This is a genomic window from Mycobacterium sp. E1214, from assembly GCF_001666755.1.
GTDB lineage: Bacteria > Actinomycetota > Actinomycetes > Mycobacteriales > Mycobacteriaceae > Mycobacterium.
In genome coordinates, this window is the sequence record NZ_LZJC01000039.1 from 45,255 (window position 1) to 71,277 (window position 26,023).

General features: G+C 69.6%; 22 protein-coding genes and 1 pseudogene. 20 read left to right on the top strand and 3 right to left on the bottom strand.

The genetic code is table 11. The features are described 5' to 3' along the window. Window positions 1-1,599 carry a fatty-acid--CoA ligase FadD1 gene (gene fadD1, locus A5700_RS04775; RefSeq protein WP_068069250.1) on the top strand — a complete coding sequence of 533 codons (1,599 nt, stop codon included), beginning with the start codon at window positions 1-3 and terminating at the stop codon, window positions 1,597-1,599. Window positions 1,600-1,604: 5 nt separating this feature from the next. Here fadD1 and A5700_RS04780 read toward each other — a convergent pair whose 3' ends face one another. Further along, a complete protein-coding gene (locus tag A5700_RS04780) occupies window positions 1,605-2,456 on the bottom strand; it encodes a DMT family transporter (RefSeq protein ID WP_068069253.1) in 852 nt (283 codons plus the stop codon). A 275-nt stretch (window positions 2,457-2,731) separates the two neighbouring features. Here A5700_RS04780 and A5700_RS04785 point away from each other — a divergent pair, with 275 nt between their 5' ends. The 10 genes and pseudogenes from A5700_RS04785 to A5700_RS04820 all read left to right on the top strand — a co-directional run bounded on the left by A5700_RS04785 (window position 2,732) and on the right by A5700_RS04820 (window position 12,784). Then, entirely contained in the window at window positions 2,732-3,829 is a 1,098-nt protein-coding gene (locus A5700_RS04785; protein WP_068069255.1) for a ferredoxin reductase, read from the top strand. Window positions 3,830-3,846: 17 nt separating this feature from the next. After that, window positions 3,847-5,259, top strand: coding sequence for an acyl-CoA desaturase (locus A5700_RS04790; protein WP_068069258.1), 1,413 nt, complete (start codon window positions 3,847-3,849; stop codon window positions 5,257-5,259). A gap of 92 nt (window positions 5,260-5,351) precedes the next feature. Continuing rightward, window positions 5,352-5,462: pseudogene (locus tag A5700_RS25100) on the top strand (oxidoreductase); the annotation flags it as partial. A 104-nt stretch (window positions 5,463-5,566) separates the two neighbouring features. Next, window positions 5,567-6,922 carry a molybdopterin-dependent oxidoreductase gene (locus A5700_RS04795; RefSeq protein WP_369828226.1) on the top strand — a complete coding sequence of 452 codons (1,356 nt, stop codon included), beginning with the start codon at window positions 5,567-5,569 and terminating at the stop codon, window positions 6,920-6,922. Further along, complete coding sequence (locus tag A5700_RS04800) at window positions 6,915-7,427, top strand: hypothetical protein (RefSeq protein WP_068069262.1); 513 nt, start codon at window positions 6,915-6,917, stop codon at window positions 7,425-7,427. The genes A5700_RS04795 and A5700_RS04800 overlap by 8 nt, the downstream gene beginning before the upstream one ends. Before the next feature lie 74 nt (window positions 7,428-7,501). After that, entirely contained in the window at window positions 7,502-7,819 is a 318-nt protein-coding gene (locus A5700_RS25930; protein WP_156671080.1) for a hypothetical protein, read from the top strand. An 86-nt stretch (window positions 7,820-7,905) separates the two neighbouring features. After that, window positions 7,906-9,525: a class I adenylate-forming enzyme family protein gene (locus tag A5700_RS04805; RefSeq protein ID WP_068204486.1), complete on the top strand. Its 1,620-nt coding sequence runs from the start codon at window positions 7,906-7,908 to the stop codon at window positions 9,523-9,525. Next, window positions 9,512-10,285 carry a class II aldolase/adducin family protein gene (locus A5700_RS04810; protein WP_068069268.1) on the top strand — a complete coding sequence of 258 codons (774 nt, stop codon included), beginning with the start codon at window positions 9,512-9,514 and terminating at the stop codon, window positions 10,283-10,285. The genes A5700_RS04805 and A5700_RS04810 overlap by 14 nt, the downstream gene beginning before the upstream one ends. Window positions 10,286-10,706: 421 nt before the next feature. Continuing rightward, a complete protein-coding gene (locus A5700_RS04815) occupies window positions 10,707-11,975 on the top strand; it encodes an amidohydrolase family protein (RefSeq protein WP_068069271.1) in 1,269 nt (422 codons plus the stop codon). Next, window positions 11,972-12,784, top strand: a complete 813-nt coding sequence (locus tag A5700_RS04820) for a class I SAM-dependent methyltransferase (protein ID WP_197502807.1) — start codon at window positions 11,972-11,974, stop codon at window positions 12,782-12,784. The genes A5700_RS04815 and A5700_RS04820 overlap by 4 nt, the downstream gene beginning before the upstream one ends. A gap of 5 nt (window positions 12,785-12,789) precedes the next feature. Here A5700_RS04820 and A5700_RS04825 read toward each other — a convergent pair whose 3' ends face one another. Further along, window positions 12,790-13,809, bottom strand: a complete 1,020-nt coding sequence (locus A5700_RS04825) for a nitronate monooxygenase (RefSeq protein ID WP_068069277.1) — start codon at window positions 13,807-13,809, stop codon at window positions 12,790-12,792. Window positions 13,810-13,921: 112 nt separating this feature from the next. Between A5700_RS04825 and A5700_RS04830 the strand changes: the two genes are divergently transcribed. Further along, a complete protein-coding gene (locus A5700_RS04830; RefSeq protein ID WP_068069280.1) occupies window positions 13,922-15,523 on the top strand; it encodes an arylsulfatase in 1,602 nt (533 codons plus the stop codon). A 31-nt stretch (window positions 15,524-15,554) separates the two neighbouring features. Further along, a complete protein-coding gene (locus tag A5700_RS04835; RefSeq protein WP_068069283.1) occupies window positions 15,555-16,778 on the top strand; it encodes an FAD-dependent oxidoreductase in 1,224 nt (407 codons plus the stop codon). 21 nt (window positions 16,779-16,799) lie between these two features. Here A5700_RS04835 and A5700_RS04840 read toward each other — a convergent pair whose 3' ends face one another. Beyond that, window positions 16,800-17,360, bottom strand: coding sequence for a preprotein translocase subunit SecD (locus tag A5700_RS04840; RefSeq protein ID WP_068069325.1), 561 nt, complete (start codon window positions 17,358-17,360; stop codon window positions 16,800-16,802). Between the two features lie 219 nt (window positions 17,361-17,579). Here A5700_RS04840 and A5700_RS04845 point away from each other — a divergent pair, with 219 nt between their 5' ends. From A5700_RS04845 to A5700_RS04875, 7 genes are all read left to right on the top strand, one after another. After that, window positions 17,580-18,266, top strand: coding sequence for a TetR/AcrR family transcriptional regulator (locus A5700_RS04845; protein WP_068069286.1), 687 nt, complete (start codon window positions 17,580-17,582; stop codon window positions 18,264-18,266). Between the two features lie 245 nt (window positions 18,267-18,511). Next, complete coding sequence (locus tag A5700_RS04850; RefSeq protein WP_068069288.1) at window positions 18,512-19,714, top strand: cytochrome P450; 1,203 nt, start codon at window positions 18,512-18,514, stop codon at window positions 19,712-19,714. Beyond that, entirely contained in the window at window positions 19,714-20,562 is an 849-nt protein-coding gene (locus tag A5700_RS04855) for a mycofactocin-coupled SDR family oxidoreductase (RefSeq protein WP_068069290.1), read from the top strand. The genes A5700_RS04850 and A5700_RS04855 overlap by 1 nt, the downstream gene beginning before the upstream one ends. Before the next feature lie 32 nt (window positions 20,563-20,594). Continuing rightward, on the top strand, window positions 20,595-21,563 hold the full coding sequence (locus A5700_RS04860) for an enoyl-CoA hydratase/isomerase family protein (RefSeq protein ID WP_068069293.1): 969 nt from the start codon (window positions 20,595-20,597) through the stop codon (window positions 21,561-21,563). Between the two features lie 19 nt (window positions 21,564-21,582). Beyond that, a complete protein-coding gene (locus A5700_RS04865; protein ID WP_068069296.1) occupies window positions 21,583-23,961 on the top strand; it encodes a CoA transferase in 2,379 nt (792 codons plus the stop codon). After that, window positions 23,958-24,722, top strand: a complete 765-nt coding sequence (locus A5700_RS04870; RefSeq protein WP_068069301.1) for an SDR family NAD(P)-dependent oxidoreductase — start codon at window positions 23,958-23,960, stop codon at window positions 24,720-24,722. The genes A5700_RS04865 and A5700_RS04870 overlap by 4 nt, the downstream gene beginning before the upstream one ends. Then, window positions 24,722-26,014: a hypothetical protein gene (locus A5700_RS04875; RefSeq protein WP_068069304.1), complete on the top strand. Its 1,293-nt coding sequence runs from the start codon at window positions 24,722-24,724 to the stop codon at window positions 26,012-26,014. Before A5700_RS04870 ends, A5700_RS04875 begins: the two co-directional genes overlap by 1 nt. Window positions 26,015-26,023 lie beyond the last annotated feature (9 nt).

Consider the following 26,023-nt stretch of genomic DNA (forward strand, 5'->3'; position numbering starts at 1 on the left):
GTGGAGACGGTTCAACAGCTGTTGCGGCAGCGCCGCGACGACGACACCGCGGCGCTGGCCTTCGGCGACCGGGTGTGGACGTGGCGCGAGCACCTCGACGAGGCGGCGGCGGAGGCCGCCGCGTTGATCGCCCTGGCCGACCCCGGCCGGCCCCTGCACGTCGGGGCCCTGCTGCCCAATTGCCCGGCGATGCTGCGGTCCATGGCCGCGGCCGCGCTCGGCGGTTACGTGCTGTGCGGCCTGAACACCACGCGGCGCGGGGCGGGGCTGTTGGCCGACATCCGCCGCTCGGACTGCCAGCTGTTGCTGGTGGATGCCGAGCACCGCGCCCTGCTGGACGGGCTGGCGCTCGACGGCATCGAGGTGCTCGACGTCGCCGGGCCGGGTTATGCCCGGGCGGTGGCGAGCGCGCCGGCGTTGCTTGCGCACCGCGAGGTCGTCGGCGGCGACACCTTCATGATGATCTTCACCTCCGGAACGAGCGGCGATCCCAAGGTGGTGCGGCTCGCGCACGCGATGGCGATCATGTGCGGCGCCAGCCTGATCTACCAGTACGACGTCACCGCGGCCGACGTCTGCTACCTCGCGATGCCGCTGTTCCATTCCAACGGCGTCGCCGCCGGGTGGGCGGTGGCGATCGGCAGCGGAGCCACCATGGTGCCGGCGCGCTTCTCGCCGAACCGCTTCCTCGACGACGTGCGCCGCTACGGCGTGACCTATGTCAATTACGTCGGCAAGCCCCTCGCGCTCATCCTGGCCACGCCCGCGCGGCCCGACGACGCCGACAACACGCTGCGAGTGGCCTTCGGCAACGAGGCCAACGACCGCGACATCGCCGAATTCGCACGGCGTTTCGGCTGCCGCGTGGTGGACAGCTTCGGCTCCAGCGAGTTCGCGGTCATCGTGGTCCGTGAGGACGGCACGCCGCCCGGCTCCATCGGCAGGCCGTATCCCGGTGTGAGCGTGTATAACTCGGCAACGCTGCGGGAATGCCCCGTCGCCCGGTTTGACGAACACGGCGCGCTGATCAACGCCGACGACGCGGTGGGGGAGTTGGTGAACACTCAAGGGGCGGGCCCGTTCGTCGGCTACTACAACGACCCGGCCGCCACCGCCGAACGCCTTCGCCACGGGATGTACTGGTCCGGCGATCTGGCCTACCGTGACGCCGACGGCTGGGTCTACCTCGCCGGGCGTACCGCCGACTGGATGCGGGTCGACGGCGAGAACCTGGCGGCGGCGCCGGTGGAGCGGATTCTGCAACGGCTGCCGGCGATCGCGCAGGTCGCCGTCTACGCGGTCCGCGACGAGCGGGTGGGGGACCAGGTGATGGCGGCCGTGGTGTTGCGGGACGGCGCCGCGCTGCAGCCGGCCGACTTCGAGCGCTTCTTGAACGCCCAACCCGATCTGTCGCCCAAGGCGTGGCCGCGCTACGTGCGGATCAACTCCCAGCTGCCGACCACCGCCACCAACAAGATCCTCAAGCGCGCGCTGATCGCCGCGGGCGTCACCGCGCAGGGTGGCGTGCTGTGGAGTCGCGCGCCGCGGGCCACCGCGTACGCCGTGGTGCCCGACGGCGCCGTCGCGGCGACACCCTGACCGCGTCAGCCCGCCTCGGCGGGCTGCGGCGCCTCGCCGAACCGCGCCAGCACCAGCGTCGCCGCCACCGCCACGGTGAAGCCGACGATCACCAGCCAGCCCAGGCCGTCGCGGGCCCGGTCGCCGAGCCACACCACCCCAACGAATGCCGGAGCCAGCGTCTCGCCCACCACCATGCCGGCGACGGCCGTCGTCACCGAGCCGCGGTGCAGGGCCGAGGTGAGCAGCAGAAAGCCCGCGGCCCCACCCGCGGCGGCGGCATACAGGGCGGGGTTGGCGTAGAAGGAGGCTTTGGTGGGATCGAGCGCATCGATCAGGCGCACCCCGACCTCGATGACCCCGAAACCGCTGCCGGAGGCCAATCCCAGCGCCAGCGCGCGGGGCCGGTCGGGCAGCCGACCCGCGACGGCCCCGCCGACGAAGAGGACGGCCACCACACCCAGCAGCGCCCAACCCAGGCCGGCCGGCGCGTGCCGGAAGTGTCCGGGACCGGCCGCCACGGCCAGCACGACCAGGCTCGCGCAGACGACGGCCACGGCCGTCCATTCGGCGCGCGACAGCCGCGCCGACAGCACCCACGCCGAGACGATGCCGGTGACGGCGATCGACGCGGCCAGCGCGGCCGCCACCACGTAGATCGGCACCAGCCGCAGCGCGGCGACCTGCAGGACGAAGCCCGCACCGTCGAGGCCCACGCCCACGAGGTAGCGCCATTGCCGGGCCGCTCGCAACAGCAGGACCGCGTCGACGCCCGACCCGCTGCCGGCCTCGACCGAACGGGTCGCCGCCGCCTGCAGCACCGACGCGGCGCCGTAACAGATCGAACAGCCGAGGGCCAAGAGGAAGCCGATCAACACAGTGCAAACCCTAGGCGCCGGATCGGCCGCGCGTGCCCCGCCCGGTTCTCGGCTGAGAAACCGCTGAACATACGTTTGGGCACCGCCCCTGCGGGCTACGTCACAGTTACGCCCGCGTACGATCTTGCCCACATTCGGCCCCAGCCCCGTTGCACTCGTGCCTAGTGAACGCATAGGGCTTCTTTGCTGCGTCATTAGCGACTCGAATAGCATTGAACAACAACAAAATTCGCTATTGTGTTTAGTTTCGGTGTACATCTGTGTACTCTGACTGCATGGCGGAACGGGGAGCAGAGCCGCATGTCCCGTGGGGGCGACGGCTATTTCTGCGGGCGGTGCGGCGGTTGTTCAGCCCGCTCGAGCCGGACGACTACCTGGAGATGATCAACCCGCTGTGGACCACCAAGGAGCTGCGCGGAAAGGTCGAGCGGGTCGAGCCGCAGGGTTCGGACGCGGCCAGCGTCCTGATCCGGCCCGGATATGAGTGGCCGGGCCACAAGCCGGGCCAGTACGTGCGCCTCGGTGTCGTCATCGATGGCGTCTACCACTGGCGCGCCTATTCGCTGACCTCGGACCCCGAGCCTGCGGACGGCCTGATCAGCGTGACGCCCAAGAAGGTCGACAACGGTGTGGTATCGCCGTACCTCGTGCAGCGCATCCAGCCCGGCGACCTGGTGCGGCTCAGCGAGATCGAGGGCGTGTTCACGCTGCCCGAGCCGGTGCCGGCGAAAATGCTGTTCATCAGCGCCGGTAGCGGCATCACGCCGATCATCAGCATGCTGCGCAGCCTGGATCACCGCGGCGAGATGCGCGACGTGGTGGTCATCCACTCGGCGCGGACCCGCGAGCAGGTGATGTTCCTGGAGGCCCTCGAGGAACTCGACGCCCGCCACGACGGGCTGCGCTTCGACTTGCGGTTGACCTCCGACCGGGGCCGACTGAAGCCGGAGAACCTCGACGAGGTGTGCCCCGACTGGCGGGAGCGGGAGGCGTTCTGCTCCGGACCGGAGGAGATGCTCGACGCGCTGATCGAACACTGGGAGCACAACGGCGACCGCGACCGCCTGCATTTCGAGCGCTTCCAGCCCAAGATCGGCGGCGACGCCAACGCCGGCGAGGGCGGCGAGGTGAACTTCCTCGACAGCGACAAAAAGGTCGAATGCGACGGCGGCACATCGATTTTGGAGGCCGGTGAGAACGCGGGCCTCAATCTCGCCTACGGCTGCCGGATCGGCATCTGCCATACCTGTGTCGGCACCCTGAAGTCCGGCAGGCTGCGGGACCTGCGTTCGGGCGACGTGACCGAACCGACCGGACAGGACGTCCGCATCTGCATCAACACCGCCGAAGGCGACGTCGAACTCGAACTGTAGAAGGAAAGGAGCGGCACATGACCAGCGCCGTGAAGAAGTCGACGCGGGGCGACAGCCCACTGTCCCGCCTCACCGAGCAAGAAATCGAGAAGCTGGGCAAGGAGCTGGACGCGATCCACGACGAGGTGTTCGCCGACCTCGGCGAGCGGGATCGCCGCTACATCAAGACCGTCATCTCCACCCAGCGCCAAATCGTGGTCGTAGGTCGGGTGTTGCTCCTGGCGTCGCGGTCCAAGACCGCGTGGGCGCTGGGCACCGCCTGCCTCGGCATGGCGAAGATCCTGGAGAACATGGAGATCGGCCACAACGTCATGCACGGCCAGTGGGATTGGATGAACGACCCGGACATCCACTCCTCGGTGTGGGATTGGGACACCGCGTCGACCGCCGAATCCTGGAAGCACTCGCACAACTACATCCACCACACCTACACCAACATCCTGGGCAAGGATAAGGACCTCGGCTACGAGATCATGCGGATCGATCCCGCCCAGAAGTGGGCGCCGCGCTATCTCTTCCAGCCGATCTACAACCTGCTCCTGACGTTGCTCTTCGAGTGGGGCGTGGCGGTCCACGACATGGACATCGACGCCATCCGCAAGCGGGAGAAGCCCTGGTCGGAGGTGCGCAAGGATCTGCGGGGCATCGGCGTCAAGGCCCGCGCGCAGATCTATAAGGACTACCTGGGTTGGCCCGCCATCAGCGCGGGCGCGTTCGCCCTCACCCAGCTGGCCCTGCGCGGCCGCATCGACCAGCCGGCCGAGTCCCGCCTGGCCCGGCGGCTGCGCCGGGTGTCGAACAAGGGACGCGCCCGCACGGTCGCCGACTTCCTCGACAAGACCATGCCCGGCGTGGAAAGCACTTACCTGCGCACGCTCGGCGCGGACGCCGTCGCCAACCTGATCCGCAACATCTGGGCGCACGCCATCATCTTCTGCGGCCACTTCCCGGACCAGACCTACACCTTCACCCAGGAGGAGGTCGAGGACGAGACCCGCGGCGGCTGGTACGTGCGGCAGCTGCTCGGCGCCGCGAACATCGACGGCAGCCCGCTGTTCCACGTCATCAGTGGCAATCTCGGATACCAGGTCGAGCACCACCTGTACCCCGACATGCCCAGCAGCCGCTATTCGGAGATCGCCCCCAAGATCAAGGACATCTGCGAACGCTACGAGCTGCCCTACAACTCGGGCCGCTTCGGCAAGCAATGGCTCATGGTGCACCGCAGCATCTTTCGGCTGGCGTTCCCCGGCGGCAAGCCCCGGCCGAAGCCGGGACCGTACCGCAGCCCGGGCGCCCAGCCCGTCGCGGAACGCCCCAGCGAGGGCACCCGCTTCCGCGACCGAGTGCCGGCCGAGCACCCGGCGGCCGGGCCCGAACACGGCTCCGGCGGCGTCGAGGTGCAGCCACCGCCGCGCGGCAAGGACTGACGCCCACGCATTCGCGGTGGGCCACTAGCCTGTTGCGGGTGAGCGGCATCGACGACGCGGCGTTGCGCGAGCGCATCCGGCGCGACATGAGCGACTTCGGGCTGCCGCCGGCGGCCGTGGCGCGGGCCATCGCCTTCGCCATCGAGCAACCCGACGACGTCGAGATCGGGGACATCACCATCCGCCCGACCGTCCAGGGCTAGCACCCGGACGCGGTGGTCATCGGGATGGCTGATCGAGCGCATCGGCGATCCCGATGGCGAGGCCTGAACCGGTTGCCGCGATGCGTCGTGGATCATCATCGATGATGGACCGCTCCGGGAAATCCGACACCGAGCCGACGGGCGATCGCGGCGGCTACGGGTTTCCGGCGCGGCTGTGGCGTCTGCTGGACCAGCATCCGCCGCCGGGCGTCCGACTGGCGCAGCGCTTCCGCAGCCCCTTGCGCGGGCCGTGGCTGACCTCGGTTTTCGGCGCGACCCTGCTGGTGGCGCTGCCCGTCGTCATCCTCACCGGGTTGCTCTCCTACATCGCCTACGGGCCGCGGCTCGGCCAGGCCATCCCCGCCGATGTCGGGTGGCTCAAGCTGCCGACGTTCGACTGGCCCACCCGCCCGGCGTGGCTGTACCGCCTGACCCAGGGCGTGCACGTCGGCCTCGGCCTGATCCTGATCCCGGTGGTGCTGGCCAAGCTGTGGTCGGTGCTGCCCAAGCTCTTCGTCTGGCCACCGGTGCGGTCCATCGCCCAACTGCTGGAGCGGCTTTCGCTGCTGACGCTGGTGGGCGGCATCTTGTTCGAGATCGTCACCGGGGTGCTCAACATCCAGTACGACTACATCTTCGGGTTCAGCTTCTACACGGCCCACTACTTCGGTGCCTGGGTGTTCATCGCCGGGTTCCTCGTGCACATCGCGCTCAAGATCCCCCGCATGTGGGACGGGCTGCGGTCGCTGGCGCTGCGCGACGTGCTCCGCGCCGGGCCGGGCGACACCCGACCGCAGCCCTGGGAGCCCGACGGCCTGGTGGCGCAGCACCCCGGACCCGCAACGATCAGCCGCCGCGGCGCGCTCGCGCTGGTGGGCGGGGGTGCGGTCTTCGTCGCGGTCATCACCGCGGGCCAAACCCTCGGCGGTTACGCCCGCGAGGCCGCGTTGTTGTTGCCGCGCGGGCGCGGCCGGGGGGACGCGACCGATGATTTCCCGGTCAACCGGACCGCGGCGGCGGCCGGCATCAACCCCGCGTGGACCGGCGATCGTTGGCGCCTCGCCCTCAGCGGGGGCCGCCGCGGGGTGGTCCTGGACCGTGCCGCGCTGCTCGCGATGCCCCAGCACACGGCGGTCCTGCCGATCGCCTGCGTCGAGGGCTGGTCGACCACCCAAACGTGGAGCGGCGTCCGACTCGCCGACCTGGCCCGCCTGGCGGGCGTCCCCGCGCCGCGGTCCGCGCGCGTGTCGTCGCTGGAGCGCGGCGGCGCGTTCGCGAGCGCGGCCCTGCAGGGCAACCAGGTGCTGCACCCGGACGCGTTGTTGGCGTTGCGGGTCAACGGCGCCGACCTGTCAGCTGATCACGGCTTCCCCGCCCGCATCATCGTGCCGGCGCTGCCGGGGGTGCACAACACCAAATGGGTGGCGGCGATCGACTTCCGGGCCGGCGGCGATGCCTAGCCCGCTGACCCGCTTCGCCCGGCTCTACGGGGCGCACCCGCTGCACCTGCTGACCGCGCTCAGCGGGTTGGCGTTGCTCGGCTACGTCGTGGTTACCGTCCAGCCGGCGACGCTGTGGAACCCGCACGTGTGGTGGCAGTCGATCGTGGTGTGGTTCGCCGCGGCCGTGGTCGCCCACGATCTGGTGTTGTTCCCTGCCTATGCGCTCGCCGACCGGCTGCTGCCGCGTCCGCGTGCCGCGCCGGCGGGCGGCCCTGCGCCCCGTGTGCCGGTGCTGAACCACCTGCGGGTACCCGCGCTGGGCGCGGGGCTGACGCTCCTGGTGTTCCTGCCCGGCATCATCGGCCAGGGAGCCGGCACGTATCGGGCCGCGACCGGGCACACCCAGGACCCGTTCCTGGGTCGCTGGTTGTTGCTGACCGCGGCGATGTTCGGGCTCAGCGCCGCGATGTACGCAATCCGCGTGGCGGTCGCGGCCTTCGCCGCCCGCCGCACCGGGCTTTGACGGCTGTGTTAAATGTGCGCCGATTCACCGCAGGGTTGCGGCCACGCTGCTGAGCAGTCCCTACCATGGAGTTCATGACTAGCCGGACAACCCGAAAGGCGGCCGCGGTGGCCGCATCCGTGGCGGCGCTGGTCCTGGCGGGGGGATGGTCACTCGACGAGGCCGTGGCGGCTCGACCGCTCGTCGCCGCTTCGGCGGGAGCGACGCCCGCGCCGCCGGCGCCCCCGAGCCCGGGCGGCGCGCTGCCCGTGCGGCCCGCTGGCGGCGGCGGCTGCATCATCGGCTTGAACTGCGGATGCACGCGCAACTGCCACCAGCCGCGTCCGCACCCGCCGAACGACGCCGGCCAGCCGCCGCGCAGCGCGCCCGCCCCCGATCCGCAGAACCCCTAGCCGGGCCGGGCCCAACCTCCCGCGCCTTTTCCGGGCGGGCGTGCGAGTACGCCGATTTCGCCCGCCCGGCGTCCTATCATGTGGGCATGAGCGCCGGTGGGCTGACCGCGGGCTCGCCGGCCTTCTCCGACGAGGACGTCGCCCGCTTCCGCGCCGCGGGGTGGTGGAGTGACGCGACGCTCTCCGATGCGGTGCACCGCAACGCCGAAGTGTCTCCGCAGCGCCCCGCGTACGTCGACCATCCCGCCCACTCGCTGACCTGGCTCGAATTTGACCGCGCCGCAACGTCGTTGGCGGAGCAATTGGCGGGGCTCGGTGTCCGCCGCGGTGACCGGGTGGCGGTATGGCACGGCGACGCAGCGGCCATTCATGCGCTGTTCGTCGCCGTCGAGCGGTGCGGTGCGGTGGTCGTCGGCGTCGGCGCGCGGGCCGGCACCCGCGAAGTGGGCGCCATCCTGCGGGGATCGCGGCCCGCGCTGCTGATCAGCGATCCCGCGCGCCGCGACGCGGCCGCGGCCGCGGCCGGCGACGACGGGCCGCGGCCGCTGGTGCTGCACCGCGACGGCGCGGGGTTGCGGCTGAGCGTCGAGGCGCGGCCCGCGGCAGTGCGCGGCGCGGCGCGGTTGGGGCCCGACGACGTCTTCCTCATCAATTCCACCTCCGGCACCACCGGGTTGCCGAAATGCGTCGTACACACCCAGAACCGTTGGTATTACTTCCACCAAAAGGCCGTCGCCAACGGCGAGTTGACGTCCGACGACGTGTTCCTGCCCGTCATCCCCACGCCCTTCGGCTTCGGCATCTGGACCAGCCACACCACCCCGATCCACCTCGGTGCCACCGCCGTGCTGTTGGAGCGGTTCGGCACGCGCGCCGCGTGCGAGGCCATCGCCGAACACAAGGTGAGCGTGTTGTGTTGTGTGAGCACCCAATTGACGATGTTGATGGCCGATCCCGCCACGCGGGACTTCGACCTCAGCTCGCTGCGGGTGGTGTTCACCGGCGGCGAGGCCCTGCCGTACCGGCCGGCCGCCGAGTTCGAAGAGCTTACCGGTTCGACCATCTTGCAGTTCTACGGTTCCAACGAGACCGGGATGCTCAGCGCGACCACCGTGACCGATCCGCGCGATCGCCGGTTGCGCACCGGCGGGCGGATCGTCCCCGAGATGGCGGTGCGGCTCTTCGAGGGGGAGCGCGACGTCACGGACACGGGCCGGGGGCAGCCGGCGTGCCGCGGTCCGGCGACCAGCCTCGGGTATCTCGGCGGCGCCGACCACGACAAGTTGTTCACCCGGGATGGGTGGATGCGCATGGGCGATCTGTGCGAGATCGACGCCGAGGGCTACCTGCGCGTCACCGGGCGCACCTCGGACTTCATCGTGCGGGGCGGCAAGAACATCAGCGCGTCCGAGGTGGAAGACGCCGTCATGACGCATCCCGACGTCGCACTCGCGGCGGCGGTCGCGATGCCCGACCCGGTCTTCGGCGAAAGGGTGTGTCTGTACGCCGAACTCGTGGACGGCCGCCGGCTCGAGCTGCCCGGTCTCGTGAAACACCTGTTGGCTCTGGGTGTTTCGAAGGAACTGCTGCCGGAACGGCTGGTGGTGCTTGACGAACTGCCCCGGTCATCCGGTGGCAAGATCGCCAAAGGTGTTCTGCGGGAAGATGTTCGGTCCAGGGCGGAGGGTAGTGATGAGCGCTCGTGAGGTGCGACGGGGCGGCCTGCAGGTGTGGGCGCCGTCGGTGGTGCCCCCCATCGGGGTCGAGCTGTCCAGCGAGCAGGCGCTTGCAGTGGCCTTCCGGCACCTGGCCGCCATCGGGTTCGCCGAGAACATGGCCGGGCACATCACCTGGCAGCGCGACGGCCAGTCGCACCTGTTGGTCAATCCGTGGGGCCTGTGGTGGCAGGAACTCACCGCCTCCGACATCTGCGAGGTGGACAGCGAAGCCCGGGTGGTGCGCGGGCGGTGGGACGTCACCCCGGCCATCCACATCCACACCGAGTTGCACCGCGTCCGCGACGACGCCCGGGTCGTCATCCACAACCATCCGTACTACGTCTGTGTGCTCGCCGCCCTGGGCAGGCTGCCCGAACTGGTGCACCAGACCGGTGCCCTGTTCCTCGACGACCTGTGCCTGGTCGACAGCTACGACGGTGAGATCGACAGCCCCGCCCGCGCCGCCGAGCTCGCGGCCCGCATCGGCGGCGCGAACCTGACGATCCTGGCCAACCACGGCGTCATCGCCACGGGCCGCAGCCTGCCCGAGGCCGTGTACCGCGCGGCATCGATCGAACGGGTCTGCAAGCTGGCCTACGACGTGCTGTTGACCGGCCGGGAGCCGGTGCCGATGAACTGGGCGGACCTGGTCGGTGTGCAGCGGTCCCTGATCGAACGCGCCGCCGACGTGTACTGGGCGGGTGCGGCCAGAATGACCATCAAGGGCGACCCCGAGGTGCTGACGTGAGCGCTGGGTCCCGCGCCGCGTGGGCTCGGCCACCGGGCCTGCCGGGCTCGGCCACCGGGCCGGGACCATTTGGCTTTTCGCCCGCCTCACAGCGACAACGTCGCCGCTCCGCGCGACCCGGCCCCGGTTGTCGCTGTGAGGCGGGCACTTTGCGTCGTGCCCCCGGAGAGGGCCGATGGTTGCGCAAGCAGGCGTTGGCCGAGGCAAGGCCGATCGGACCGGGCGGGGTCGACCGGCCAGCCACGGCCGGACCGGCCACGCAAGGCCGGACCGGCGCGGGGGAATCTGCACCGGCCAGGCCGCCCGAGGCCGGACCGGCGCTCCGCGCCACCCGGGCGGTTGTCGCTGTGAGGCGGGCACTTCGCGTGGTGCCCCGGGACAGGGCCGAGGCAGTGGCGCCGCCCGGCGAGGAAAGTGACGTATGAAATCCATCGACGACCTGGCCGCGAATCTCAACTTCACCACCGCCAAGACCGGTGCGGTCCGCTCGGTCAGCTTCCTGCCCGACCCACCCCGGGCGCAGCGCCGCTACACGGTGATCTCGGTGGACGACCACATCGTCGAACCCCCGGACACCTTTGCCGGGCGCCTGCCGCGGCGCTTCGCCGACCGGGCCCCGCGCGTCGTCGACACCGAGTCCGGCGGCCAGACCTGGGTGTACGACGGCCATGAACTGCCCAACGTGGGCTTCAATGCGGTGGTCGGACGGCCGGTCGCGGAGTACGGCTTCGAACCGGTCCGGTTCGACGAGATGCGCAGGGGCGCCTGGGATATTCACGAACGCGTCAAGGACATGGACCTCAACGGGGTCTACGCCTCGCTCAACTTCCCGTCCTTCCTGCCTGGATTCGCGGGCCAGCGCCTACAGCAGGTCACCCACGACCGCGACCTGGCGTTGGCCTGTGTCCGCGCGTGGAACGACTGGCACCTCGAGGCGTGGGCCGGCCCCTATCCCGAGCGCATCATTCCGTGCCAGCTGCCGTGGCTGCTCGATCCCGAGATCGGCGCGCGGCACATCTACGAGAACGCCGAACGCGGTTTTCGCGCCGTCTCGTTCAGCGAAAACCCCGCGATGCTCGGTCTGCCGAGCATCCACACCGGTCACTGGGATCCGATGATGGCGGCGTGCGCCGAGACCGGCACGGTGGTGAATCTGCACATCGGGTCGTCCGGCTCGTCCCCGGCCACGACCGAAGACGCACCGCCCGACGTCCAAGGCGTCCTGTTCTTCGCCTACGCGATCTCCGCGGCGGTCGACTGGCTGTACTCCGGGCTGCCCAGCCGATTCCCGGACCTCAGGATCTGCCTGTCAGAGGGCGGAATCGGTTGGGTGGCAGGACTTCTCGATCGCCTCGACCACATGCTCAGCTACCACGCCATGTACGGCACCTGGCAACGCCTCGGCGAATCCCTCTCGCCCGCCGAGGTGTTGACGCGCAACTTCTGGTTCTGCGCGGTCGAGGACAAGTCGTCGTTCGTGCAGCGCGACCGCATCGGCGTGGACAACATCATGCTCGAGTCGGACTACCCGCACTGCGATTCCACCTGGCCGCATACCCAAGAGTCACTGCATGAACAGATCGGTGACCTGCCGGCCGACGTGATCCGGAAGCTTGCGTGGGAGAACGCCTCTCGGCTCTACCAACACCCCGTGCCGGTCGCCGTGCAGCGCGATCCCGACGCCTTCTGATGGGCACCGTCGACTTCAGCTCCGTTGCGTGGGGTTCGGTGGAGTGGACCAACCTGGTGACGCTGTACCTGCGGGCATACGAAAGTCGTTCGAGGAAGCCCATTTTAGGGGATACGGCGGCCGCCGCGGCCGTGGATCGGATCGACTACGACTTCGCGCGGATCCGGCGCACCACCTTGCCGGTGTCGAATCAGTATCTGGTCGCCCTGCGGGCCAGACAACTCGACGACTGGTCGGCCGCCTTCCTCGGTCGTCATCACGACGCGGTGGTCTTGCACCTGGGCTGTGGACTCGACAGCCGCGCCTTCCGGCTCGACGTGCCGGCCTCGGTCCTGTGGTTCGACGTCGACCAGCCGGACGTCGTCGCGCTGCGCCGCCGGCTCTACGACGACACGGACAGCTACCGGATGATCGGCTCCTCGGTGACCGACAGGGCCTGGCTGGACGCGGTGCCGACCGGACGGCCCACCCTCGTGGTCGCCGAGGGCCTGTTGATGTACCTCGGCGAGGATCAGGTGCGCCGGCTGCTGTGTCGCCTGGCCGATCGGTTCGGGGGCGGGGAAATGCTGTTCGACACCCTCTCGCCGTGGGCCCCGCGACTGTCGAGGCTCTTCACCCGGGGCATCGTCAAATGGGGCCTCGCCGACGCGCGGGCGATCGAGGCGTGGGACCCGCGGCTACGCCTGGTGCAGCGGTCGCCGGCGCTGGCCGGCTGGCAACGCATCCCGTCAGCGCCCGTGCGATTGATCTACCGTTCGATGTGGGCGACGGCCCGCCACTACGACGTGCTCAACCGTTTTCGCTTCTAGAGCCGTCAGAGTGCGGACGCCAACCTACGCAAAATGTCGGCGGCCGGTTCTGCGGTGGCGTGCCGGTACGCGGTGCCCGCCCACAGGTGCACCAGGTCGGGCTGCCCCGCGGCGGCCGCGGCCTTGCGCAGCGGGCTGGTCAGGTGATGCAGCGCGGGGTACCCGAACGGGGCCTGCGCCTCGTGGGCATCAATGAACGCGTTGCGCAGCCCGCGGGCGGGACGGCCGGTGAACGCCCGCGTCAGCACCGTTTCGGTGCGGGCCGGGTCGGTGAGCGCCGCCTGGTGCGTTGCGGAGGCGCCGCTCTCGTCGGCGCGCAGCAGCACCGTGCCGACGACGGCGGCGCTGGCGCCGGCGTCGATCACCTCGGCCACCGCCTGCGGCGTCGCCAGGCCGCCCGCGGCCTGGACGGGCAACGGCACGGCCGCGGTCACGCGCCGTACGAGCTCGGCGATCGGCACCGGCGTGAGCGGTGTCCGCGGCGACAGCGTCCCCGAGTGCCCGCCCGCGGTCGCGGCCTGCACGACGAGCATGTCGGCGCCGGCTTCGTGCGCCAGCGCAGCCTCCTCGGCCGTGGTGACGGTTTGGGCCACCACGCTGCCGGCCCGGCGCAGCGAGGCGATCACCGTGCCCGGCGGAATGCCGAAGGTGAACGACACCAGCGGCACCGGGTCGTCGAGCAACAGCGCGATCTTCTCGTCGAAGAAGTCGTTGTCCTCGACCGGGTCGGCGGGCAGCGTCAAGCCGAACTGCTCGGCCTCGCGTTGAATGATCGCGGCGTAGTCCCGGTACGCACCAGGGTCGATCGGCAGCGGGTTCGGCGCGAACACGTTGATTCCGTACGGGATGCCCTCGGCGCGAACGGCTTTGAGTTCCGTCTCGACCGCCTCCACGGTCTTGTACCCGGCGGCGAGCAGGCCCAGGCCGCCCGCGCGATGGGCGGCGGACACCATCGCGGGCGTGGTTGGGCCGCCCGACATCGGGGCGGCGATCAGCGGCATGGACATCCCGAACTGTGCCAACATCTGGTCGTCCTCTCGACGCTGGAGGCGGCGCGGGCGGCGCCGCCTTGACCATAACGGCGCGCCGCCGCGCCAGCATTCCACCCGGCACCCGGACCTGGCAGGATGCTTGACCGTGAAACGACCCAACTTCCTCGTGATCGTCGCCGATGACCTCGGGTATTCCGACCTGGGCGCGTTCGGCGCCGAGATCCAGACGCCCAATCTGGACCGGCTGGCCTACGCGGGGGTGCGGTTCACCGACTTCCATTCCGCACCGGCTTGCTCGCCCACCCGGGCCATGCTATTGACGGGGACCGACCACCACATCGCCGGCATCGGCACGATGCTCGAGGTCGCCGGGCCGGCGTTCCGCGGCGCGCCGGGCTACGAGGGTTATCTCAACGACCGAGTCGTCGCGTTGCCGGAACTGTTGCGCGACGCCGGCTACCTGACGCTGATGTCGGGCAAATGGCATCTGGGCCACACCCTCGAAACCTCGCCGTGGGCAAGGGGTTTCGAGCGTTCGTTCGCGTTGCTGCCCGCCGGCGCCAGTCACTACGGCGGCTCGGCGGCGCGGGGCTTCTCGCCGGTGCCGACTCTGTACACCGAGGACGATCACTTCGTCACCGTCGGTGACGACTTCTACTCGTCGGACTCCTACGCCGACACCCTGTTGCGGTATTTCGACGAGCGGTCCCCCGACGACGACCGCCCCTTCTTCGCCTACCTGCCCTTCCAGGCGCCGCACTGGCCACTGCAGGCGCCGGAGGAGTCGATCGCGAAATACCGGGGCCGCTACGACGAGGGCCCGGACGCGCTGCGCGACGAACGGTTGGCCGCGCTCAAGCGACTGGGCCTGTGCCCGCCCGACGTCGAGCCGCATCCGGTGGTCGCGGACGGCGCCCCGGAATGGGCCGACATGACCGACGAGCAGCGCGCGGTGTCGGCCCGCAGCATGGAGGTCTACGCCGGCATGGTCGACCGGATGGACTACAACGTCGGCCGCGTCGTCGACTACCTGGAACGGACCGGCGAGCTCGACAACACCGTGGTCATCTTCCTGTCGGACAACGGTGCCGAAGGCGCTATCGTCGAGGCGATGCCACTGCGCGGGGCGCAGATCGCCGCTCAGATCGAAAAGCATTGCGACAACAGCCTCGACAACCTCGGCAAGCCCTCCTCGTTCATCTGGTACGGGCCGCGGTGGGCCCAAGCCGCCACGGCGCCGTCGCGGTTGCACAAGGCCTTCACCACCGAAGGCGGAATCCGGGTGACCGGCTTCGTCACCTGGCCGGGTTTCGCCCGGCAGCAAGAGATCGGCACCGCGTTCAGCACCGTCATGGACATCGCCCCGACGATCCTGCAACTGGCCGGCGCCGCGCACCCCGGCACGTCCTACCGGGGGCGCGAGGTGGCGCCGATGCGCGGTCGATCGCTGGTGGACTATCTGTCGGGGAGCGTCGACACGGTGCACGACGCCGACACCGGCACCGGCTGGGAGTTGTTCGGGCGCCGCGCCATTCGACAGGGTGACTGGAAGGCGCTGTACCTGCCCGTGCCGCACGGGACCGGCGCGTGGCAGCTCTACGACCTGTCGGCCGACCGTGGCGAGGTGCACGACCTGGCCGAGGCTCGGCCCGACAAGCTGGCCGAGCTGTTGGAGCTGTGGGACCGGTACGTCGAAGACACCGGCGTGCTGCTGGAGCCGGTGTCGGTGTTCGAGGCCGAACGTTAACGGCCGGTCCACCGCTTAAGCTGGGAGCCTGATGAGCGAGACAACCACCTGCGCGGTCGTCGGCGGCGGCCCGGCCGGAATGGTCCTCGGGTTGCTGCTGGCCCGGGCGGGCGTCGCTGTCACCCTGCTGGAAAAGCACGGCGACTTCCTGCGGGACTTCCGCGGTGACACCGTGCATCCGACGACGCTGCGGCTCCTCGACGAACTGGGCCTGGGGGAGCGGTTCGCCGCACTGCCCTACAGCCCGTTGCGTAGGGGCACCTTCGAATCGGGTGGGCGTTCGGTGACCTATCTGGACTTCGAGCGTCTCCACCTACCGCACCGGTACATCGCGATGGTGCCCCAATGGGATCTACTCAATCTGCTCGCCGAAACCGCCCGAGCTGAGCCGTCTTTCAGCTTACGGATGCGGACCGAGGTGACCGGCCTGCTGCGCGAAGGCGACCGGGTGACCGGCGTGCGTTATGTGGGCGACGACGGACCCGGCGAGTTGCGGGCCGACCTGACGGTGGGGTGCGACGGCCGGTGGTCGGTCGTGCGCCGCGAGGCCTGCCTGCGCGCCCGCGAGTACCCGGTCGGGTTCGACGTCTGGTGGTTCAAGCTACCGAGGGAGGGCACCACCGAGCACTCCTTTCTGCCGCGCCTCGGCCCGGGCAAGGCGTTGGGAGTGATACCCCGCGAGGACTACAACCAGGTCGCCTACATCGGGCCGAAGGGCACCGATGCGGAGCTGCGCGCGCGGGGCCTCGAGGCGTTCCGCCGGGACCTCGCCGCGTTGCTGCCCGACATGCCGGCCTCGGTGGCCGCGCTGCAGTCCATGGACGACGTCAAACACCTCGACGTCCGCGTGAATCGGTTGCGCCGCTGGCACACCGACGGCCTGCTGTGCATCGGCGACGCCGCCCACGCCATGTCACCGCTGGGCGGTGTCGGCATCAACCTGGCCATCCAGGACGCCGTCGCCGCGGCCACGATCCTCGCCGAGCCGCTGCTGCGCGGGCGGGTCACCAACCGCGATCTGGCGGCCGTCCGCCGCCGCCGGGCCTTCCCGGCCGCGGTGACGCAGGCGGTGCAGCGGGTGCTGCAGGCCGCCCTGCTCAGGCGGTTGTTCCGCGGATCCGCCCCGGTGCCCCCGGCCGTCCTGTTCACCGCGCTGCGACGGCTGCCGTGGCTGTCCGCGGTCCCCGCGTACTTCGTCGGGGTCGGCGTCCGCCCCGAGCATGCGCCGGCCTTCGCCCGCCGGCCGCCCCGCTGACCGGTTGCGGCCCAGGGAATCTCATGCGGTGCGGCCGGCAAGCTGCGCCAGCCGGTCCGCGTCCCGCGCCGTCTGGGTGGTCAGCGCTATCCGCCCCGAGGAGACCGGCTCCTCGATGATCGGAGCCTCCACCACGAGGTTGTCGCGGATGAAGGCGACGTGGTCCTTCAGGTGCTCCGCGGTGAAGGCGGCCCACGCGGTGGCCGACGGCGCGTCCAGGATCAGCGTGACCTCATAGAAGTCGGAGGTCAGCGACTTCGGCGGGTCGACGTGGATCAGCCCGAGCTGCAAGGTTTCGGGGCCGAGCGTGTAGACGGTGGTCTTGTCGAGATCGCAGGTGGTCAGGGCGGCCGTGGGCCCCACCGGGGCGGCCGGGTTCGTCGCGGGGCATTTGCCGCCGATCGTCGGCTGCGACTTGATGACGGGTCGGACCGGCAGCGGCGCGATGTGCGCCGGCGGCGGTGCGGGGGCGGTCGCGGCCGTCGTGGCGTGGGTCGTCGTCGGCGGGCTGGGCGACGTGGACGTGGACGGGTGCGGGGGCTGATGCGCGGGCGCGCAACCGCAGACCGCCGCGACGACCAGGCCGGCGCAGGCAAATCCCCGGCGTGGGGCCCGCGCGCCGTGAACTTCCGTCGCGGGTCGCCGGTACCTGGAGTCGGTATTCACGCGAAAAAGCTTTCGCCGCGCCGCTGCCGGCATTTCCGAGGAAGTCATCTGTTCTGTTCGGCGTGCGGATTCATCGAGCGGCAGCCCTTTGCCGACACTACGAATATAGAGTAGTGTCTCGGTCTGAGATTCAACGTGGACAAGCGACGAAAGCCTAACCCCGCGGAGCGCCGACGCGACCTATGCGATGCGGCGATTCAGTTATTGGCCGACGACGGGGCCAAAGGGCTGAGCCATCTGAAGGTCGACCGCAGCGCCGGCGTGCCCGACGGGACGACGTCTTTCTACTTCCGTACCCGATCGGCGTTGCTGCGGGCGGTCGCCGAACGGCTCGCCGAACTCGACCTTGCGGAGCTGCAGGCGGTGGCCGACAGTCCCGATCCGGCCGCCGGCGATCCCGCGCCCTCGCGGCTGTCTCAGGTGGTGATCCAGGCCGGCAACGGCCCGCAACTGCTGCGGACCCGGGCGCGCTACGAGCTGACCATGCAGGCCACCCGCGACCCGGCGCTGGCCGCGATCCTGCAGCAAGCCACGGATGCCTTTACCAAACTGCACCAGGAAATCCTGGTGCACCTGATGCCGCACGGCGCGCAGCTGGACCCGGCGGTGGTCGAAGACCTCAGCAACGTCACGCTGACCTTCATCAACGGGCTGCTGCAACGCTTCGCGCACGGCGACCGCGTCATCGACAGCCCCGAACAACTCGACGCAACCCTGGCGGCCATCGCGACCGGGGTTCTCAAGAGCCGTGACAAGGGGCGGCTGACCCGGGCCGCCGGCCCCACGACGGGGCCCGGCCCGCGGGCGGCGCGTCGCGGCTGACCGTGGTTCCGACACGCGGTGCTTCGGGTCTTGCCATGGCAGTCCGCTGTATGGTTCTCTACGAGAATAGAGTTACTCCATGTTCTCGACCGCTTTTCTGCGAAGCCGGTGCGCATTGGCGGGGCGCCGCAATTAAGCGGAGTGTACAAATTGCCCGAACCGAATCCAGCGCTGCAACACTGGCAGCGTCAGCCCTGGTGTAGGTAGCGCGGGCGCCCGGAAACGGCAGCGCGAGGAGATATTTCGTGACAACGAGCACCGACAGCCACGTCCGGTTCGATCCCTACGACGTCGAACTCATTGCGGACCCGTATCCGATGTTCAAGCGCCTTCGCGACGAGGCGCCGCTGTACTACAACGACGAATACGACTTCTATGCGCTGAGCCGTTATGCCGACGTCAACAAGGGGATCATCGACCACCAGACCTACAGCTCCGCCCGGGGCGTGATCATGGAACTGATCAAGGCCAACCTCGAGATCCCGTCGGGCATGCTGATCTTCGAAGACCCGCCGATCCACGACGTGCACCGCAAACTGTTGTCGCGGATGTTCACCCCCCGCAAGATCGCCGCGCTGGAACCGATGATCCGCGACTTCTGCGCGCAATCGCTGGATCCGCTGGTGGGTTCGGGGCGGTTCGACTTCGTCACCGATCTCGGGGCCATCATGCCGATGAAGGTCATCAGCGCGCTGCTGGGGATACCCGAAGCCGACCAGGAGTACATCCGGGATCGCGGCAACGCTCAACTGCGAACCGAGCCGGGTCGGCCGATGAGCGCCGCCGAGCACGGCCTGTCGGTGGGTGAACAGTTCGAGGCCTACATCGACTGGCGCGCCGACAACCCGTCCGATGACATCATGACCGAGCTGCTCAACGTCGAATTCGTCGACGAGACGAGCACCACCCGGCGGTTGCGGCGCGAAGAGATTCTCGTCTACCTCAACGTGGTGGCCGGGGCGGGCAACGAAACCACGACCCGCTTGATCGGCTGGGCCGGAAAGGTTCTCGCCGAGCACCCAGACCAGCGCCGCGACCTCGTGGCGAACCCCGCGCTGATCCCCCAGGCGATCGAGGAGCTGCTCCGTTTCGAACCGCCGGCGCCGCACATGGCCCGTTACGTCACCCGCGACGTCACCATCTACGACCAAACGGTGCCACAAGGCAGCGTGATGCTGATGCTGCTCGGGGCGGCATGCCGCGACGAGCGCCAATTCGGTCCCGATGCAGGCGATTTCAACATCCATCGTGCCGCCCGGCCACACTTGACCTTCAGCGTCGGCGCCCACTTCTGTCTCGGTTCGGCGCTGGCGCGGTTGGAAGGCCGCGTCGCGCTGGAGGAAATACTCAAACGCTTCCCGGAGTGGGAACTCGACCTGGCCAACGCCACCCTGAGCCCGACCTCGTCGGTGCGGGGCTGGGAGACCCTGCCCACGTTGGTGCCCTGATGACCGGTGGGGTCGACGGCCGCGTCGCCGGCAAGGTCGCCTTCATCACCGGCGCCGCCCGGGGCCAGGGCCGCAGCCACGCGGTGCGCTTGGCCCAAGAAGGCGCCGACATCATCGCGATCGACGTGTGCGGACCCATCGAGAACCTGGCCTACCCGCATTCGACACCGGAGGACCTCGCCGAAACCGCCGACCTCGTCAAGGGATTGGACCGGCGCATCGTCACCGCGCAGGTCGACGTGCGCGATTACGACGCGTTGCAGGCCGCGGTGGAGGACGGGGTCGAACAGCTCGGCCGGCTCGACATCATCGTCGCCAATGCGGGCGTGGGCACCGACGGCCGCAGGTTGCACAAGATTCGCGAGAACGTCTGGCAGGACATGATCGACATCAACCTGACCGGTGTGTGGCACACCGTGAAGGCCGGCGTTCCGCACATCCTGTCGGGCGGACGCGGTGGTTCGATCGTGCTCACCAGCTCGGTCGGCGGCCGCAAGGCCTACCAGAACACCGGCCACTACGTGGCCGCCAAGCACGGCGTCATCGGGCTCATGCGGGCCTTCGCCGTCGAGCTCGGTCAGCACATGATTCGGGTCAACTCCGTGCTGCCCACGCAGGTCAGCACCACGATGGTCATGAACGACAACACGTTTCGGCTGTTCCGCCCCGACCTTGCCAACCCCGGGCCCGACGACTTCGCGCCCTTCTCCCAGATGATGCACACGCTGCCGGTGCCGTGGGTCGAACCCATCGACATCAGCAATGCCGTACTGTTTCTCGCCTCCGACGAATCACGCTATGTCACAGGCGTTTCGCTTCCCGTCGACGCGGGCAGCTTGCTCAAATAACTCAACTCATCACAACGAAGTGGAGAAAGCTCATGCCTGAATTCGACTACGAGAAGTTGAAGAAGGAAGCCGAGCAATACATCAGGTTCGAGAAGGACAAGAAGAACCGGATCGCCTACATCACGTTCGACCGTCCCGACGCCCAGAACGCCGCCAGCCTGGGCATGCGGCAGAACTACGCCGACCTGATCCACAAGTGCAACGTGGACGACGAAGTCAAGGTGGTCGTGATCCGCGGCGAGGGGCAGGATTTCGGCAGCGGGGGTGACCTGCCCGAGCAGCGGCCGATGCTGGAAAACCCCGGCCTGCCGCTGCACCACGAGCTCGCGATCAACGACGACGACGTCAAGTACCCGCCCGGCGGCTCCTACCGGTACCTGTCCACCGTCACCGACTTCTACGCCAAGGCGCGCGCCGGCAACCGCCCGCTGCAGGAGCTGCGCAAGATCAGCATCATCGAGGCCAAGGGTTACTGTTACGGGTGGCACTTCTATCAGGCCGGCGACGCCGACCTGGTGGTGGCGAGCGACGACGCGCTGTTCGGGCACCCGGCCTTCCGCTACGTGGGCTGGGGACCGCGGCTGTGGTGGTGGGCCGAGACGATGGGCCTGCGCAAGTTCTCCGAAATGCTGTTCACCGGACGACCGTTCAGCGCGAAGGAAATGTACGACTGCGGCTTCGTCAACAGCGTCGTGCCGCGCGACCAGCTGGAGGCCGAGACGCACAAGTACGCGCTGGCGTGCTCGAAGTCCCGCCCGACCGACACGGTCGCGGTGCAGAAGACCTTCCTGGAGCTCTATAAGCAGCACAAGGGCGAGTACTTCGGCAGCCTGCTGACCGGCATGGTCGAGGGCATGCTGCCGATGATTCAAAACGACGCCGAGGAGGTCGACCTCACCGGCGGCACCTTCGAAAAGGGCCTCAACAATGTGGTGAAGGACAACGACCTGAACTTCCCGCCGGAGTGGCGCCTGAGCCGCTCGGGGCGCGCGAAGCCCTGACCGCGTCAGGAGAGCGCGCATGTCGGCGCTGACGGGCTTCCGGGTCGTCGAGCTGGCGGGCTCGGTCGCGGGGGAGTACTGCGGAAAGCTGCTGGCCGACTTCGGCGCCGAGGTCATCAAAATCGAGGCGCCCGGGTGTGGCAGCCCCACCCGGGCGCTCGCTCCCATCGTCGGCGAGGGCCGCGGGCCCGACGCGAGCGTCGTGTTCGCCTACCTCAACACCAACAAGCAGTCCGTCGAATTCGATGCCGGCGACCCGCGCCGTCAACAGCTCATCGGGACGGCGGACGCGGTCATCGACGATCAAGCGTCGTCGCTGGCCGGCGCGCACCCGGACGTGGTCTTCTGCACGATCACCCCGTTCGGGGTCGACGCGCCCGAGGAGTACCGAAACGCACGCAGCATCAACGTCTTTCACGCCAGCGGCTGGGGCTATCACACGCCCAGCCACGCCGACCCGGAGCTACCGCCGCTACAGGGGCCGGGTCGCTTCCTTGCCGACTACGAGGGCGGCCTGGACGCCGCGCTGTGCATCACGGCGGCGTTGTTCGGACGCATGCACCGCGGTCACGGCGAGCAGATCGACGTCTCGCAGCAGGCCGTGCTGGCCTCGCGTGCGGACTGTATCCTGGGCCGGTTCGTCACGGGCGAGGTCCCGGCCGCGGGCACCCGCGACGACTACGACCAGGCGGGGCCCGCGTCCTTCTTCGCGTGTACCGACGGATTCGTCTACCTTTACATGACCAGCCGCGCGCACTGGCTCGGCGTCAAGGCGTTGCTGGACCACCCCGCGTGGTTGGACGAATTCGACGATGACTGGCTGGAATTCGCGGTCACGCCGCGCAAGGTCGCGGCCTTCCGGCGGGGGTTCGCGCGCTGGGTGGCCGTGCAGCGCAAAGACTCCGCCGCCGAACGGGCCCAGCGGCTGGGCGTGCCGCTGGTTGCCGTCAACGGCGCCGCCGACCTGCGCCGGTCTCCCCAGTACCGGCACCGGGGATTCTTCCGCGCCGTGTGCCACCCGGTGCTCGGCGAGGCGGCGTACCCCACCGTCCCGTACGCCCTCAGCGCCTCCCCGGCGCGCCTGCACTCGGCGGCGCCGACTCTCGGTCAGCACACCGCGACCGTGCTGCAGCGGCTGGCCGTGCCGCACGCGGCCCCCTCGGTGCACTCGCCGCAACTCAAGCCCGCGCTCGAGGCGCGTGGCGGCCCGCTGCAGGGCGTGCGGGTCGTCGAGCTCACCAAGGTGTGGGCGGGCCCCTACGCGGGCAAGCTGCTGGCGCTGCTGGGCGCCGAGGTGATCAAGGTCGAGACAGCGACCATGCCCGAGGAGATGCGCGCCTACGGCGGCACCGACGTCAACCACGCGCCGTTCTTCCTGAGCATCAACCCCGAGATACTCAGCGTCGACCTCGACATCAAATCCCCCGAGGGCATGGCGGCGTTGCACGGCCTGATCGCCCGCAGCGACATCGTGATCAACAATCTGCGGCCCGGCGCGATGGAGCGCCAGGGGCTCGGATACCGGGAGCTGGCCCGGCTCAAACCGGACATCATCTCGGTGTCGATCAAGATGTGGGGCAACGACGGGCCACTGGGCCACCAAACCGGTTACGCGCCCTGCTTTTCCGCCCTTTCGGGGTTGGCGTCGCTGGTCGGGTACCGCGGCGGCCCGCCGCTCGGCGCGAGCATGCGCTACGGGGACTCCACCGTGGGCGCCGCCGCCGCGTACGCCGCGCTGGTCGCGTTACTGCATCGGGAGCGCACGGGGGCGGGGCAACTCGTCGACGTCTCGGCCGTGGAGACCCTGTCCTCGATGATCGGCGACAGCCTGCTGGAACAGGATCTGACCGGCAACCGCATGGAGCCGGGCGGCAACAGCCACCCGGACATGGCCCCGCACGGCTGCTACCCCTGCACCGACGGTTGCTGGATCACCATCGCCGTGGCCGACGACGCCGAGTGGCGGCGGCTCTGCGCGGTACTTGGCGCCGCGGCGCTGGCCGGCGATCCGCGTTTTGCCACGAGGGCCGACCGGCGGCGCGCTGCCGACGCGCTCGACGCCGAACTGGCGCGACTGACCGCCGCCCAGGACGCCGACCGGCTCGCCGCACAACTGCGCGCGGTGGGCGTGCCGGCCGAAAAGAGTGCCACCGCGCTCGATGTCATTGCGGATCAACGGCTTTGGGACCGCGAACTGTATCGGTTCGTCAGCGACCACCGGGAGGGTCAGCGTCCGGTCCTGGGGCCGTCCTGGCGGATGACGCGCGACCCGGCGCGCATCTCGCGCGGCGCCCCCGACATCGGCGAGCACACGGACTACGTTCTACACGGGCTTCTACACGGCATAGTGGGTGAGTCGGCACCGCCCCGGGTGGCCGCAGGGGAGGGCAACACGTGAGGCAAACTCTGGCGAACACCGTGGCGCTGGTCACCGGCGCCAGCAGCGGCATCGGCGCGGCGACGGCGCGGGCGCTGGCCGAGCAGGGGGCTGCGGTCGCGCTGGTGGCACGACGGAGCGACCGGCTCTCTGAACTCCGTTCCGAGATCGAGTCTTCCGGCGGGACGGCGCTGGTATTACCGGCCGACGTTACCGACGCCGACCAGATGGCCGCCGCGGTGCAGCGCACCGTCGCCGAATGGGGCCGCCTGGACACGCTGGTCAACAACGCGGGCACCATGCGATCCGGCCCCGCGGCGGAGGCGCCGCTGCAGGACTGGGACACCATGATCGCGGTGAACGTGCAAGGTGTCCTTTACGCGACCCGAGCCGCGCTGCCCCACCTGATCGACGCCGCCGCGGACTCACCCCGCGGGGTCGCTGACGTGGTCACCATCAGTTCCACCGCCGGCTGGGCCGCCCGCCCGAACACGGCGGTCTATTCGCTCACCAAGTTCGGCGTCAACGCGTTCAGCGAGGGCCTCCGCCAGGAGGTGTTGGGCAAGCGGGTCCGCGTCGGCGTGGTGGGTCCCGGAACCGTCGACACCGAGATCTTCGATCATCTGGCGGAATCGTCGCGCGAGGCGATCGCCAAGCAGACCGCCGGGATGGTCAAGCTGCGTCCGGACGACATCGCGGACGCGGTGCTGTTCATGGTGACGCGCGACCGCCGGGTCGCGGTCAACCACATGCTCGTGCGGGCCGCCGAGCAGACCTGGTAATGCCGGATCACTGGGTGGTCGGCGACCAGTTCGGCCTGCCGATACCCGCCGATCCCGTGACGCTGCGCGACGGTGGCGCGGCGTTCCTCACCGACGCCTTCCGGGCCTTCGGGGTGCTCGGGGACGCCGACGCCGTCTCGCGCATCGTCGGGTTCGAGGAATTCCCCGGCGGCAGCACGGGCCGCAAGGTCGCGTTGGACGTCGAATATTGTGGCCACACAACATCATTGTCCACCGAGCTATTCGTCAAGTTCTCCCGCGACCTGGACAGCCCCCTGCGGGACGTGGGGAAATCCCAGATGCAACCGGAGGTCCGGTTCGCCGTGTTGACCCGCACGCCGGGATTTCCCATTGCGGTGCCCACCGCGCAATTCGCGGACTATCACCGCGGCACCGGCACCGGCATCCTCATCACCGAGCGAATCCCGTTCGGCACGAACGGTATCGAACGCCAGTATCACAAGTGCCTCGATTACGAGATGCCCGACGCCCTCGGGCACTACCGGGCGCTGCTGACGGCGCTGGCGAGGCTGGCCGGCGCGCATCGCGCCGGGGGCTTGCCCGCCGACCTGTTGGCGCACTTTCCCGTCGATGTGCGGGCGGCGACGGTGGGGCAGCGGGCACCGATGCCCGCGGACACGGTGCGGCGGCGGGTGGACCAGGTCGCCGAACTGGCCCAGGACCACCCCGGGCTGCTGCCGAGTGAGGTCGGCGCACCGAACTTCATCGCCAGGCTGCGCGAGGAGGTGCCGCGCGTCGTGCGCCACGCCGACGCGCTGCTGCACGGCCTCGCCGCCGACGACGACTACGTCGCGCTGTGCCATTGGAATGCCAACGTGGACAACGCCTGGTTCTGGCGCGACGCGGGCGGCCAGTTGCGCTGCGGGCTGTTGGACTGGGGCTGCGTCGGCCAGATGAACATGGGCATGGCGATATGGGGGGCCATGTCCGCTGCGGAAACCGATTTGTGGACAACGCATCTCGACGACCTGCTGGGCCTGTTCGTCGCGGAGGTTCACCGATGCGGCGGACCCGGCCTCGACCCGGGCCGCCTGCGCCGTCACACGCTGCTCTACGCAGCCGCGATGGGCACCGCCTGGTTGCTGGACGTGCCCGCACTGCTGCGCAACCGCTTCGACCCGATGCCGCGCTCGCGCACCGATCCTCGGATCAGGGCGCACGAGGGCGTGCGCGCGCCGCTGCAGATGCTGTCAAACCTGTTGTGTGCGTGGGAGCGCTACGACGTGGGCGATCTGCTCGACGCCGCTCTGGCAGAACGCGCCTGGCGTTAGGGCTCGTCG